Origin of the sequence: Sphingomicrobium lutaoense (assembly GCF_014195685.1) — a bacterium.
Lineage (GTDB): Bacteria > Pseudomonadota > Alphaproteobacteria > Sphingomonadales > Sphingomonadaceae > Sphingomicrobium > Sphingomicrobium lutaoense.
Map to the genome: position 1 here is coordinate 505317 of NZ_JACICF010000001.1, position 14815 is coordinate 520131.

The 14815-nt window shown below is 56.3% G+C and carries 9 protein-coding genes; 4 read left to right on the top strand and 5 right to left on the bottom strand.

Annotated features, from left to right (window positions below; genetic code table 11):
- Positions 1 to 1128 (bottom strand): cadherin repeat domain-containing protein (locus tag FHS50_RS02425; RefSeq protein ID WP_183932795.1); only part of this gene is annotated, 1128 nt, incomplete at its 3' end.
- Positions 1129 to 1770: 642 nt separating this feature from the next.
- On the opposite strand from FHS50_RS02425, the gene FHS50_RS02430 reads away from it, so the two are divergent.
- The gene (locus FHS50_RS02430; protein WP_183932796.1) at positions 1771 to 2451 is read left to right on the top strand and encodes a response regulator transcription factor; all 681 of its coding nucleotides are present in this window, start codon (positions 1771 to 1773) and stop codon (positions 2449 to 2451) included.
- A 2-nt stretch (positions 2452 to 2453) separates the two neighbouring features.
- Here FHS50_RS02430 and FHS50_RS02435 read toward each other — a convergent pair whose 3' ends face one another.
- Positions 2454 to 2894, bottom strand: a complete 441-nt coding sequence (locus FHS50_RS02435; protein WP_183932797.1) for a helix-turn-helix domain-containing protein — start codon at positions 2892 to 2894, stop codon at positions 2454 to 2456.
- An 86-nt stretch (positions 2895 to 2980) separates the two neighbouring features.
- Here FHS50_RS02435 and FHS50_RS02440 point away from each other — a divergent pair, with 86 nt between their 5' ends.
- On the top strand, positions 2981 to 5065 hold the full coding sequence (locus FHS50_RS02440) for a sensor histidine kinase (protein WP_183932798.1): 2085 nt from the start codon (positions 2981 to 2983) through the stop codon (positions 5063 to 5065).
- Between the two features lie 594 nt (positions 5066 to 5659).
- On the opposite strand, the gene FHS50_RS02445 is transcribed toward FHS50_RS02440, so the two are convergent.
- The 3 genes from FHS50_RS02445 to FHS50_RS10875 all read right to left on the bottom strand — a co-directional run bounded on the left by FHS50_RS02445 (position 5660) and on the right by FHS50_RS10875 (position 10470).
- On the bottom strand, positions 5660 to 6361 hold the full coding sequence (locus FHS50_RS02445) for a fimbria/pilus periplasmic chaperone (RefSeq protein WP_183932799.1): 702 nt from the start codon (positions 6359 to 6361) through the stop codon (positions 5660 to 5662).
- Positions 6349 to 8757: a TcfC E-set like domain-containing protein gene (locus FHS50_RS02450; RefSeq protein WP_183932800.1), complete on the bottom strand. Its 2409-nt coding sequence runs from the start codon at positions 8755 to 8757 to the stop codon at positions 6349 to 6351. Before FHS50_RS02450 ends, FHS50_RS02445 begins: the two co-directional genes overlap by 13 nt.
- 1239 nt (positions 8758 to 9996) lie before the next feature.
- A complete protein-coding gene (locus tag FHS50_RS10875; RefSeq protein ID WP_183932801.1) occupies positions 9997 to 10470 on the bottom strand; it encodes a PilZ domain-containing protein in 474 nt (157 codons plus the stop codon).
- A gap of 1053 nt (positions 10471 to 11523) precedes the next feature.
- Between FHS50_RS10875 and FHS50_RS02460 the strand changes: the two genes are divergently transcribed.
- Positions 11524 to 13833 (top strand): DUF305 domain-containing protein, encoded by a 2310-nt coding sequence (locus FHS50_RS02460; protein ID WP_322597107.1) that lies wholly within the window; start codon positions 11524 to 11526, stop codon positions 13831 to 13833.
- Complete coding sequence (gene ctlX / locus FHS50_RS02465) at positions 13830 to 14744, top strand: citrulline utilization hydrolase CtlX (protein WP_183932803.1); 915 nt, start codon at positions 13830 to 13832, stop codon at positions 14742 to 14744. The genes FHS50_RS02460 and ctlX overlap by 4 nt, the downstream gene beginning before the upstream one ends.
- The last annotated feature ends 71 nt before the right edge of the window (positions 14745 to 14815 follow it).

Below are 14815 nucleotides of genomic sequence, written 5' to 3' on the forward strand. Positions count from 1 at the left end.
GTCAGAGGCCTGAACCGTCAGTACATGCGCGTTCGGGGCCGTCTCGAAGTCGTTGGCTGCCGCGGCCACGCCAGCAGCGGTCAGCCTGATCTCGCCGGTCGCCGGATCGATCGCGTACCAGCCATCGGCATTGCCCGCGATGATCGAGTAGGTCAGGGGGGCGGCGCCGCCGGTCGCCGCAACCGTCGCCAGGACATCGGTCTCGGCAGAGTTCTCCGCATAGTCGAAGCTGCCGCCGCTCGTGAAGGTGATCAGACCGACCTCGAGGACGTCGGTTTCAGTTAGTGTGATAGTCTGTGCAACGACGCCTGATCCATCGTCAGCTTCAACCGTAATTGATCGACTATTCGGCGATGTTTCGAAATCATTAGGTATGGCTGCAGCGACTCCTGTGGGAGTCAGGGAGAGGACGCCGGACGCAGGATCGATTTCGTACCAACCCTGAGAATTGCCTGAGACTATCGCGTAACGAACCGCTCCCGTAGCATTCGCTGTCTGGACTGTGCCAATCGCGTTGGTATCGCCGGAGTTCTCAGCATAGCTGAAGGTGTTGGAAGAGGTGAAAGTCAGCGACGACGATCCGGGTCCAGGAAAATACTGATTGAGTGCGCTAAGAGTGGCGCCTGAGTTTTGGCTACCGTCGACTCCATCCGGAAGCAACGAGGACAGGTCGAGTGAGCTTTGCGGAAATTGTAGGACATAAGTTTTTTTTAGGGCGGGATCGGAAACCTTGTACCCATCATCCTGATTGGCTTGGCTGGTAACTCCAATCCAATCATATCCGCCGCCGCCCGCATTTCGAACCCATTCGAGCGATGCCTGAAATGTTATCGACGAACCATCGACAAAATGGATGGTCGCTGTAACCGCTGTGTTGTTGCCGCTTCCTCCCCAGTTTCCGTCATCAGTCGATTGGCTGATATTTATTGAACTAACATTGGTCGAGCCAAAGGCAGAATTGAGCCCATCAAAAAGAACCGCATTAGAGGTTCGGTTTGAGTTATTTCCGGAATACTCTGCGATCGCTCCGGACTGAAAATCAGCATTCAGCGTAGTATTCTGGGCGAATGCCGGCTCGATGCTCAAAAAGGCGATCGTGAGTGCCGAGACGGCGGACAGTTTCGTCATTTTTCGGGCCCTGCTTGAATGGAGGGGATCCGAATTAAATGATAAACCCTAAAGCGCGATTAACGATAAATAATCAGTCCGTCCGAAATGAATTCGGTCTGGACCACCGCGCTTCGAATGCCGGAAAGGCCAGCGACAATTCAAGGTCGGCAGCCAGTGGGTGGGAGATCCTGAGCCTGATTTCCAATCACTACCAATTTGGATCAACATTTCACCCCGCATTTTTAATTGAATGTCATTCTCCCTGCATGACGAATTTCCTGGCACTATGGTTGATGTCGGCAGTCCCGCAGTCCGATGCTGTGAGTGAGCCCGTGCCTGTTGTAGAAGTTCGGTCAAAGGCGCGCGCAGCTGTCCGAATTCAGAAAGCGTTTGAGTCGGGCCAGCATGTCTGGGAAGTCCACCCAGCGCATCGCAAAAGGGTGCGCATCGTTCGGACCGGTGAATTGCAATATGAGCTTCGTGTGATCGATTTCGAATAGGTGATACACCTCTATAGCAGTAACGGAATCATTACCCAGTGTAATATGGATGTTTAACCCATTGTAATTATTAGGTCGTTTGCGCTTTCATCCGAATTGGTCTAATGATGACGTCGCTCGGTACCCACGCTGCATCCTTGTGGCGACAGCGAGAGATGTAATGCCCAATCACAATGGGGTCGCCATCAAACGGCATAATTTAGGTCCTAATCCTCAAGTTACGCGGGTTTATGTCGTAGATGACCACGCGGAGGTCAGGGAAAGCTTGGATTGCTTGCTGCAGCTCTATGGTTACCAAGTGCATCAATTCCGCTGCGCGGAGGCTTTCCTTGATTTGGAACCGCATTTGCAAGGCGGTGTTGTCCTGGCGGACCTGCGCCTACCCAACATGAGCGGATTGGACATGGTGGCGCAATTTGCGCCTAGCCGTCCCGATCTGCGCACAATTGTATTGACTGCGCACGGCGACGTGAATGCCGCTGTGTCGGCGCTCAGAGTAGGCGCGAAGGATTTTCTGCACAAACCATATAAAGAAGCTGAGTTGGTGGAGGCGATCGAAAAACAGGCTCAGACAGTCTCCTGTTCTGGCTATAAATTTCAACGCCAAGCCGAGGCGAAGGCGGCGCTAGAGGCGCTAACGCCTCGCGAATTCGAGGTTGCACAGCTCTTGAGTGAAGGCCGTTCCAATAAGGAAGTGGCTCATCTTCTCGATATTAGCGTGCGGACCGCGGAGATGCACCGGGCGCGAGCGATGGAGCGATTGGGGGTCCGTAATCTCGCGCAATTGGTTGCTGTGATCATCCGGGCAGAAGAGGAATCATCGAACCCGCGTATCACCTAACGCTATGCAGCCTCGGCCCGCTGCATTCTCACCGCCAAACTGATGCGGGTGAATGCTTCCGGCGTCAGCTCTACAAACTTCCGACGGCGGTTCAGTGGATCTTGCCTGACAACGACCAGGTCATCTTCCATCAAGCGGTTCAGCCATCGCCACGCACTGGCGTAAGGAGCGCAAGTTGCCTTACAGGCTTCGCTAACGGTGGTGCGGCGCTGCTGAGTGTGGCGCAAGGCCAGAAAGAGCAGCATTTCCCAGCCGGCTTCTGCGAACAGGTCGGAGGGCAGGAATTGGGACCGAATGCTCCTTCTTCTAAACTCCTGCTCAAAATCTTCTGCAGTTACGCTCACATCTTCGTGGTCTACGTTGACCAAAAGACCAGGATTAATGTCGACGATGTTATGTTGAGCAACATTCTGCATGAGATACGCCCCCTGAAAAATAATCATTATGGATACGTTCTGCGAGGGCAAATAGAAATCTCGGTATACTACTACAGTATTATGGTGGCATTTCCTTGCAGTAGTACTACGGTATGAATTTTCTTAAGAATGACGGCGTAGAGGCAGAGGTCGGGTTGCCACTTCAATTTACGCACGGATACAGCATGCCTGGTGCCAGACGGGTCGTTTTCATTGCGACAATATTTCTCATGATTTTCTGTGCGCTCGTGACTGGGATGACACTGCAGTGGTTCTCGGCACAGCGCGATCAAATGGTTAACGAGGCCAAGCTTCAGAACCAGATGCGGGCGAGAACCTTTGAACAGTTCACGCTGAGAATGCTCGCAGTCGCACGACAATCGCTGGATTATGTCGGCCACGAATTAGATCACAGCCCAGAAATGACTGGCGAGGAGCTTGCGGATGTGCTCCGCGAAGCTCTCGGCAGGTCGGTCATTCTGCGTGGTATTTATGTGCGCACTCCCTCAGCTCGTGCGGCTACGGATCGAGACTTCCTTTTAGAGCCAACGCTTGAGAATGAGCTTCGCGAACGTTTGGCGAAATTCGGAGGAGAGGGGTGGTTGAGTCGCCCCTTGGCAATAGGCGCTGAAAAAGAGGTTCTCGCACTGGCAATTAAACCACGCGCGGACAGCGAGCGATATCTGTTCGCTTTCTTTTCTCCGACGGTGTTGACGGCATTCAGCGAACATGACGTTTACGAGGAGAGCGAGTTAATTTCTCTGATCGGCCTCGATGGTGTCACACGAATACGTCGCACTGGGAGCAATTACACCGGTGGCGACAACCTAGCGGGCACCCTGGTCATGCGAAGGCAATACGCGAATCCAAATGGCACTTACATTGGCCCGCACTCAATCACGGGTGAGCCGTACATATTTTCTCACCGGCGGATCGAAGACTATCACGTTTTTGCTACGAGCGGGATGCGCCGCGATCGCTACCTCGGCGCTCTTGTCCAAGACCGCCTGATCGCGATTGCAGTGATCTCAATTTCGGTCGTGGGCAGCGTGATCGCGTTAGCTTTTCTTTTTGTGTATCTGCGCAGAAGAGCAAGGCAGGTCGCGGCTGCCCAAGCCTCAATTGAAAGACTTAATTATGCCCAGGCTTTGGGGCAGTTAGGCGATTGGGAATATAACGTTTCTAATGCGACCTTCATATTTTCAGATAACCTCCAACATATCTACGGAATAGATCGAGCGGAGCTGGGACATCTTGAACTCACCGATTTCTTAAATCTGGAAAGCTTCTCGAAGTTCAGTGAGGCTTTGGACCAGATAAAAGCCAATAAGACTTCGAAAACTTTTGAACTGGAGGGCCGAACCGCGGACGGTTCGGCTTCGATGCGTAGGATTACCGCCAGTCCGCAACTCGACGATGAGGGGCAGGTCGTCAAGATTTATGGCGTTGACCAATCAATTGATGACGAAAGGAATTTACAGTTTCTGCGAGCGAGGGCGGCTGCACAAGCCAGGTTGCAGTCGATGAGCGCGCTAACTGCCACTCTCGCTCATGAGGTCAACCAACCACTTACTGTCATTGCAAATTTTTTGTCGGTAGCCATTCGACGGCTTCAGGATGGAAAGGATGGTGATCGACAGGTCGTCACCTACCTCCGCAAAGCGAGGAAGCAGGTCACTCTCCTCGGGGAGATGATTGGCGCGGCACGCGAGTTGGTCTCGCCAAACGACGATGCGACAGAAACATTCCCGTTGTACGACCCAGTGTCGGACGCTTTAGAGCTTCTTGAAGCCGACCCGAATTACGACACGTCCAGTATACATGTAGACGACACCACCGCAGCACTACATATCAGTGGCCGCAAGGCGCTTGTGAAACAAGTTTTCTACAATCTCATAAAGAACGCGCTTGAAGCAGGTGGTGACGAGCCACCGAAAGTTGAAGTCCAAGCTAGCGCGAAGGGGAACTGGGTAGAAGTGTCCATTCGGGACGACGGCCCGGGCTTTGAAATGAGCAATCAGGCGTTTGATGCCTTTTCTTCGGCCAAGCCCGAAGGGTTGGGTCTAGGACTCGCGCTATCACGCACGATCGTGGAGGCCCAGGGAGGACGAATATGGGTCGAGGAGCCATCAGGGAAAGGCGCAGAGATATGTTTCACGCTGCCCCGAGCCGAGCCGTTCAGAAATAACGGACAATGAGAATTATTGCGCTGAATTTTCGCTCCGCTCATGCTGGCAATGCCGAAATCTATCTCTCCACGGCATTTCGCCAAGGTAGCAAATAGGACGCTTGGTTTGTAGAGCCCAGGAATGGCGCCGCCATCTTGCCAACTTTGAGAAAATCGCGAGCGCCCGCGAGCCCAGCTCGCGTGCAGGAGGCGAAGATGAATTCTGACTTGTGCAGGGCCAGAGTCCCGCGATCCCCGGAGCTCAACTAGCATGCAAGTCTGAGCCTGTTCAGATTGGATAGAAGGGCAAATCCTTAGTCATGAAGGGGGCCTATCTTCGCCAGTATGGACGATGTGGCATCAATTGGTTTCTCGATCGCAACGGCGTTAGCCCTGCAGTTCACAGCTATTGATCGCGCACATGGGCAGGATCGGTTAGGTGAGGGAAGGCAGGCCTCAGTTCGGATTTCCGTTTCGGTGAAACCCAGTGCATCCGTAGAAAAGGTCGAGGGTCGGGGGAATGGCGCGGCCCCCTTTTCTGGATCACGATCGCGGGTGCATCTCGTCAAACGTCAATACGATGCTAACCGACAATATCTTCTGATCGTCCCACAATAAGAGGGGCTCATTTTACGGTTTTTGTTTTTGGCCCGTCCGCAGTGCTGAAGAAGAGTTCTGCAGGGCCGTGGCTGTTAAGTTGTGTCTGCCACTCAGCTCCTGCATATAGTCGCTTACCTGTTTGATCTGAGCAATGACCGCTCCGGTCGCACTGCCTGATTTTTAGTAATTCCACGCTTGAATTCCCTTCGTTCCTTAGGGTCAGTTGCTGACCTTGCCGGAGGGTCGTTACAGAAAAGTCGGTGATCGCAGGACGGGCGAGGACGAGTAGATCGTATCCCACTAACAATTCGAGTCCTCCGTCCGCAGCGTCCTCATTGACAACAGGTCGCACTGTCACCCGATACACTCGCTCGAGGGAAGCGTCAGTTGTTAGACTGGCAATACGGAGCAACCGCTGTTGGCCAGGCTCTAGAATCATCCTTTGTGGCGAAGCCAAAAGGCCAATTTCGCGAGGATCAACGGAATTCACCCGCCTCTGGGTAGACTTTCCAGGATTGGTAATAAGGCTTGGTTCTACTAAAATGTAAACTCGGTCGGGAGATTTGTTCCAGACAGTGAGATCTTGACGGTTCACCTTTCCTTGTCGAAGTTCTACAATTAGCTTGTCTATTAACAGTTCCCCCATTGCGGGCGTGGGCACGGCTAACAAGCTTAATAGCAGCATCGCTCCAAAACAGGAAAGATGCGTGGGGTTCAGGGCGCGCATATTATTTCCTCGAAAGCTTTGAATTCGGTTTCAGAGTCGACAGGTGGAAGATCAATTCGGCAGGGCTCTTGTCCTTGAGCCACGACTGTTTCTCCCGGCGTGGCGTCGATTTGGAAAAAGCCGTGGTCGTCGGTCTGACCGATCCCTTGAGAAGATCGAAGCATGTGACGGACAAGAGGCTCGCCATTCGATGTAAGGGCTCGGCCAAAGTAAGTCACCTTGGGTGCAATCGTCCAAGTAACGGGGGCTACGTTTCCTGGAAAGAGAGTCACTTCTTTGGGCGATAAGTCGAACCCGACATTGGTTGACCGCGAAGGACGGATTGTAATTCGGTAGTTGCGGTAAGGCTCCAGGAACAGGGTGATAGTCTTTCCAGTTCTGGTGCGCGCGAGCTTGCGATCATCAACCATTACATCAAATTCATCGGTTCCCTGACCCTCTAGCCTCACTGCCACAGCGGCTTCGCGAAACCTCGAGCCTACAACGGTTATTTCCTTGTTGGCATAGGCAGCACCCGTACGGGCAGTGATGGCATACTGCGTCAGACTGGATCCTTGCAGAGCATGAACGACTTCTCCGGTCGCGTACCCCAGTTCGTGATCTGCGGCTCCGGCCACTCTCAAGGCAGTCTGCTGAATGTCACGCACCAGTCCAGCGGATCCGTACGCACGCCCCCAGTCAAAAGTCTTACTGACCGTCGTATCACCGTCCATTACCCAACGCGATCTACTGGCATGACCAGGGTCATAAACGGCGCGCCCGGTCCTCAAGTTGGCAGTTGCAGGTCCTAATGTCGCAAAGACGCGTACGCCCGCAAAGGAGGAGAACGACGAATTAGTTTCCTGCGCGTCGGCGACCAGATCTACCCGGAGCAGCCGTCTCTGTATTACGTTGTATTCGATTGAAGGGCCGAACGAATAATTCGCGGCAATGCCGGACTCTTTCCGGTAATAACCATTCAAGCCCAACCCGACCTTGCCCCGCCGGAAACGCAAAATTCCTAACGCCTGACTATAGCTTCCATTTGATAGGAAACTTCCTGGCCGCAGCGAGGTGCGGAAGTTGCGCAAGTTGAAGTCTGCAGGAATAAGGGGAGAAGAATCCTTGCTCCAGACGCGACGTAGGTCACCGTGAAATGAAAAGTGTCGACTTGCACGGGAGGATGCTTGGAGTCGGAATCCATGATCTGCATCGTTCGAGATGAAGGCGGATGCGCGAATATCTCCGATTTCCGAAAGCAGGGTGCTTCCAAGCTGCAGGAGCAGTTTTGAGTTTGTCGCTATCGCACTAGCGTCCATGGCGGCACCACGACTGAGACGGCGCTCGATAGCGCCTTCCAGATAGGGCGATTTTGGCGATCCTCCATAATCGTAGAGGATTCCACCGAAAATGCGATGTGCGGTTTCTCCTACCGGAGGCACCTTGTCGTCCTTGGTAAAAAACCGGCGCTCTTCACGCAGGACGCTCCCACCATCAACAACACGTATTGTGACGGGATAGGATCCAGCGGGCAGGTCATGGGTCCCCAGATCAACCGGTCCACTTTCATAGAATGCGGCGCTTGCCAGGCGGCCCTCCACGAAGATTTCCACGCGGGCGGGCCGCGAAAGAAATATGCTTAGAGGTGATCCGGTCAGCTCCTCTCGATCCGCACGCGAGTCCAGTTGGGTTTCGTATCCCACCCCCAGTAAGCGGCGGCGTCCTGTGAATTCGTTTCCAGGCACATGAAACAGCCCACCTTTTGCTCGCCAGCCGTCGAAATCCTTCTCCAGTTCCGCGATTTCGAGTTCGCTTCCATAGCTAGAAGAAATCGACGCTCGAGATCTAAACCTTGCACTCCCCAAGGATCCGACAAGGTCGTTCTGGAAAAAGTATTCACTGTCGGCTTCCGTTCCAGATGCTGTCGCAGCTACGGAGAAGGCCAATCCGGGAGCTCGATGGCTGGGACTAACAAACGTTTGCGCTGCGGTTGCCTGATCGGGGTAGAATTCCGGAGAAAGGAATAAGTCCACGCGGAACTGGTCTTCATGCACGATCACTCCCACCCCATCCTCTTCCAATCTACCGCATCTGGAAGAATTGAAGTTACCGCACGCGAGATTGCTGTTCTGCGCAAGGGGTTGTGCAAGGAGATCCTTTAATTTCTCACGATTGGTAATAAGCGGGATGAGGTCAGCTACCTCTGAGGGTTGGCTGAACTTCATTTTGCCGTTTTCCAAAATCACCTCGACCTGGCCAATATTTTTGCCGCCATAATACAGGTCGACGATCAGCAAGCGCTGCTCTGCAAGGTCCTCGAAACCTTCCGGAGGAGATTGAATGCCGGCACCTAGCGCGATGCCCGGCTGTGCGGAGGCCGCCAGAACGCAAGCTACCGCATACAGAAATCGCCTCATCACTCAGGTCCAATGAGAAGAGTGAGAGATCCGCTGTAAGCTCCCATGCGCGCTCTGCCCAACTCGCTTGAGCGAATACGCACGATGAGGGTCGCGCTCGCCGCTGGCCCATTTCGACAAGCCTGATGGGTCGCTGCGGTGGTTTGTCCCCCAAGAGGCATGTTCGGTTGCAACGAAAATCCCGAAGGGGCGCCGCTCCGATCTGACCATTCAACCTCATAGCGCAGTGGCGCCGAGGTGCCATTTAGAGCGAATGCACCTGCCAGACCCGAACCTATCGCAGTGACATTGTAGGCAGAGTCCTTGCTGTAAACGCAGACGCTTTGGGAACTCGTCGCGTCAAGCGACAGGTCAGGAATAGGTCCGAAATCGATGTCGCTGAGGCCCGATATGCGAACCTTAGGTGCCGACTGTGCAGTCGCAGGATTGGGAAGCGCTACAATCGCGGCGACAAAAACCGCAATCCAGTGAGCACCCGATCGGTTTGCATTCATTCTCAGCCCCACCCCGGAGGAGAGATTAGCCAAATTTGCAGTGTGTGCCAGTCCTTACTCGGGGGCCACCAGTAGAGTGAGTGTTCCCGAATAGGTGGTCCCTGACGTCATTGATTGCAGCTCTGACGCACCGATCTTAACGATTAGGCTGGCACTTGCTGATGGCCCCGATGAACAATTGGGGTTGGTTGCTGCACTTGTGAGGCCGGTGTAGGCCGTCCCAGAAGCGAGCGCGTTTCCGCTGGTCGCGCCGGAGTTGCCTGCCCATTCGACGGTGTAGGGCACAACCGGGAGGGCGCCGCTCGCCAACGTGAAAGCACCGCCAGCCCCGCTTCCCATAGCGGTAATATTGTACCCACGCGTAGCAGTGTTGCTCCAGACACAGACGTTTTGAGCATTTGTCGCGTCAATCGTAGGATCAACATTAGTGAAAGTGACGTCGCTAAGACCCGAGATGCGGACGCGGCCGGCAATCGAAGCGTTGATGTTGACGCTTCCGGTCGAGGTGGCGCCGAGCGTGCCATCCGTGGCTGCTGTGGCCGGAGTTGACACCGTGCCACATGCCAAAGCACCCAGTAGCGCGAGTTTAATGGTTCTGGTCATTGATCACCCACTTCTTCATCTATCCAGATTGGATATTTCTAGGGGTGGGTTAGCCATGGCGAGTTAAAAAGTAATTAAGTTAACGTAGGGAGCGGGCCGGTCGTAACGATTGTCATTCTGGTGCCCAGAGGCAGCAGTGCTACTATTGTGCGGCCAGTGATGCGACGACCTTCTGGATGGGTTGAGAGAGCGCAACAAATGTCGTGTGCGCTATAAAAGCGACTCCGATTAGACCCGCGACGGCTAACGCTATGTTTTCAAAGTTGCGGCCAATATTACGCGCGTCCGGTTTCCCGGAATCTTTGCGGGGCGAAGCGCGTCGTTCGACTAGTTCCGAATCTCGTTTGGGCGGTGGGCGTAGTCGGATGATATCATCAATCGGGAGGCTGTCTTGAGACCTGGCGCCGCAATGCTTGCCATTGGTCCAGGCTACTCTAGCCACGATGACGTAAGGCCCCCGGCGAAGTTCGACATATTGGCCCCGTTGCATTTGGGCGCTGGACGTAAACATCAGTCCCCGCTGCGACATGTTCAATACTGTGGCATCGGTCCAGCCAGTACGATCACGTAGCCGTGCAGGAATAATTACAGGTGTACGCGGTTCACGTGTTTTCATGTCCCCACAATGAGCGCCAGAATTTATCGTCAGGTCACCTGCTGATCCATTTTGAACTGACTACGCCGTGACATACTCATCCAATTTGAACTTGGTGGAGACCGCCTTTTAAAGAGTTTGTACGAAAAGGAAGAACCAAGCTTTGGTCGGCTTGGCAAAGACCACACCCACTGGTCTCACATAGAGGCTTCGCCGGAAACGGCGGAGCCTCAAATCTTTTTAACTGACTAGTCCTGGATATCCGGCCAGGAGGCGCTGCCCACTGGTTGTGGGCGCTAGCCGTGTGCAGGGTGCGAGCGCCCGCAAGTTTATTGGAGAAGTGTAGTTCAGTTGTGATCGCCCGGCTTTTCAGCGACTGATAGATCGATTAGCTAACACAAACTGCGTGTCGAATCGCACTAGGGCGCCAGTGTCAATCTGGCGCCCTTTTTACTAGGCGGTGTCATCTGCCAACTTGCGGCGCTTATCTGAAAGAAGGGCTTTCCTCGGAAAGTACAACTGGCATTCCCGAACTTGGCTGGACTCGAAATTGCCGGCACACAGAACGAACTGGTCCACTTGCTTACCGACGCATCTGCCTCCGATAAAAGAATGCTAGTTCCAAGTACGCGTTTTGGGCGAGCATCGATTGTGCTCGATCCGCTTTCTCGAGCGCGTCGAGGGCCAAATCCTTAAAGGTTTTCTCCATTCAGGCATTCCTTGCTTGAGAAGCATTCATTCTGCGCCTGGCGCCGCTCTGTGCAATATGTGGAAAATACGGCAGACCGTAATAATTGTTCGTACGGATCGCTTGGCTCGCCGGGCACGGGAGCTTTAGGACAGGGTGATTATTTTTCGCCGGCAAAGCTTTGTTGGAGCGATGGCGGGTTTGCATCGTGCCTATTAGAGCAGACAGGACAAGGCGAGCGTCAGCGCCCTTTCCTTTTTTACTCTGCCATGTAGACCAGACGGGGTGTTTTTTTGGGAAGGTTACCTATAGCGATGACAAAGGCGAATTCGTTAACGTCAAATGCCTTATCGGGGCTTGTCATAGCACTCGCGCTAAGCTCACCGGTGCGAGCGCAAAATGCACCCATAATCCTGCCGGGCGCCCCGGGCGACGCCTCCAAGGAAATCAGCGCCGATGCAGCCAGCCGCATCGCCGACACGCGCCACAGCCTCGCCGACATCCAGTTTCTCCAGTCGATGATACCGCACCATGCGCAAGCCAGCCGGATGGCCGCGCTGGTCGATGAACGCACCAACAATCCCGACATCGTCGAGATCGCCGGCCGCATTTCCAAGGGCCAGGACGATGAAATCGCCTTCATGCGCGAATGGCTCACCGATCATGGCGCCTCGACCGACGGCACTCATGCCATGCACCACATGAAAGGCATGGCCAGCGATGAGGATATGGCACGCCTCGCGGCCGCGCGCGGCGGCGCTTTCGATCGCCTTTTTCTCGATCTGATGATCGCCCACCACGAAGGCGCGATCGAGATGGTCGAATGGCTGCGCGAACAGCCGGGCACGGCCTATGATCCCGTCCTCTTTGAATTCATCAGCGATGTCGAAAACGACCAGAGCGCCGAGATCACGCGCATGAACCGCCTGCTCGCGGGCTTGTCGCCCGATCCCCGCTCGACCCTCGCGGTAGGCTTCCGCGATGCTGGGACTGCCATCTCCAATCTCGAACTGGTTGCCGCGCTTCCCAAGCCCGCGGGCTTCTTCGACCCCGCCAACCCCGCGCAGCTCCCCGCCCGAAAGCCGAAGAAAGACGAAGACGCGGAAAAGGCCGCCGATCCCGATCGCGGCGACGAAGGCGTGGACGAAGACAGCGAATGGCACGAACGCTCACCGCTTCTGTCCTTCTCGCAGACCGACATGGCCTTCTCGGGCGATCATCTTTTCGTCGGCAATTATCACGGCTTCAATATCTACCGCATGGTCAAGGGCGCCGCGCCGCAGCTCGTCACTTCGGTCGTCTGCCCGGGTGGCCAGGGCGATGTCTCGGTCGTTGGCAACCTCCTCATCATGTCGGTCGAACAGACCCGCGCGCGCCGCGACTGCGGACAGCAGGGCGTGATGGAGGATATCAGCCCCAATCGCTTCCGCGGTATCCGCATCTTCGACATTTCCGACATCCGCCGCCCGCGCCAGGTCGGCCAGGTCCAGACCTGCCGCGGCAGCCACACCCATTCGGTGGTCGACAGCAATGACGAACGGCTCCTCGTCTATGTCTCGGGTACCGGCTCGGTCCGCGACGGCAAGGAACTCGAAGGCTGCGTCGGCGACGTTCCCGGCGATCAGCGCACCAGCCTTTTCTCGATCGACGTGGTCGAGATCCCGCTCGCCAATCCCGCCGCCGCGCGCATCGTCTCCAGCCCGCGCGTTTTCGAACAGGACGGCCAGATCGCCGGCCTGTGGCGCGGAGGCGACCATGGCGAAGGCACCCAGTCGACCTATCGCACCGACATGTGCCACGACATCACCATCTTTCCGACGGCGAAGCTTGCTGCCGGCGCCTGCTCGGGTAATGGTATCCTTCTCGATATTTCCGACCCGATGAACCCGCGCCGCATCGACGCGGTCACCGACAAGGGCTTTGCCTATTGGCACTCCGCCACCTTCAACAACGATGGCACCAAGGTACTGTTCACCGACGAATGGGGAGGCGGGGGCCGCCCGCGCTGCCGCGCCTCGGACCCGCGCGACTGGGGCGCCGATGCCATCTACGACATCGTTGACGGCAAGCTCGAGTTCCGCAGCTATTTCAAGCTTCCCGCGCCCCAGTCGGACGAGGAAAATTGCGTCGCGCACAACGGCTCGGTGGTGCCCGTGCCCGGCCGCGATATCTTCGTTCAGAGCTGGTATCAGGGCGGCCTGTCGATCATCGACTTCACCGACAGCGAAAAGCCTTTCGAAATCGCCTATTTCGACCGCGGCCCGGTGCATGCCGACCGGCTGGTGATGGGCGGCTATTGGTCGAGCTATTATAATGACGGCCTCATCTACGCCACCGAGATCGCCCGCGGCCTCGATGTTTTCGCCTTGAAGCCCAGCGAGCATCTCAGCGAGAATGAAATCGCTGCCGCTGCGCTCGCCGACACGGGCGAAAGCTTCAATCCGCAGCAGCAGTTCCCCGTGACATGGCCCGCGCATCCCACGGTCGCCAAGGCCTATGTCGACCAGCTCGAACGCTCGGGCGCGCTGACCGCTGCACAGGCCGAGCGCCTCCGTGCAGGGGCCGATAGCGGCGATGCGGCAAGGCTGTCGGCAGTGCAGGCCGAGATTGCCGCTCTGTCGCTCGAAGGTCAGGACGCGAGGCGAGCAAAGGCCCTTGCCGCCGCGCTCGCCGCTATGGCGGCTGACCGAAGATGAATGACAAGGGCGCATCGCACCCGCCAATCGCGGTGGTGCTGGTGCGCCCGCACCATTTCCACGTCAATCCGCAGACCGCGCTCGATAACGACTTCCAGACGCACGGCGCGGACAGCGACGCGCGCCGCGCCTACGACGAAGTCACCTCGCTCGCCGAAGCGCTCGAAGCCGCGGGCGTCACCGTCCACCTGTTCGAGGACGAAGGCACCGAAACCCCCGACAGCGTCTTCCCGAACAATTGGTTCAGCACGCATCGCGACGGGCGCATCGCGCTCTACCCGATGCGAGCGGCCAACCGCCGCCCCGAACGGCGACGCGACATCCTTGATGCTCTCTCGCGCCATTATCGCGTCACCGAAATCGTCGATTACAGCCCGACCGAAAAGGAAGGCCGCTTCCTCGAGGGCACGGGATCGATGATTCTCGACCGCCAGACCCGTACCGCCTTCGCAGCAGTGTCGCCCCGCACCGATCCGGTCCTCTTCCACCGCTTCTGCGAAGACTTCGCCTACCGCCCGATGCTGTTCGACGCGCAAGGCGCTTCGGGCAGCCCCCTCTATCACACCAATGTGATGATGGCGCTCGGCTCGGGCTATGCTCTCGCCGCACTCGACATGGTCGCCGATGCCGACCAGCGCCGCGCGCTGGCAAACCGCCTGCAGGAACAGGGCCGCGACCTCATCACCTTGAGCCAGGAGCAAATCAGCGAATTCGCTGGCAACGCGTTTGAATTGGCCGGCAGCGACGGCCCCGTCCTCGCACTGTCCGCCCGCGCGGCGGCCGCCCTTGACGCACAGCAGCGCAAACGGATCGAGCGCCATGCCCGCATCCTGACCATGCCCGTTCCCACGATCGAGAAATCGGGTGGATCGCTTCGCTGCATGATCGCGGGCGTGCACTTGCCAAGATAAAGCCGCCGCGAGGGGAGCGCTCGCGACGGCCACAGGAAGAGAGGGTGGGCGCTGCGGGTTCCGGGTTTCGG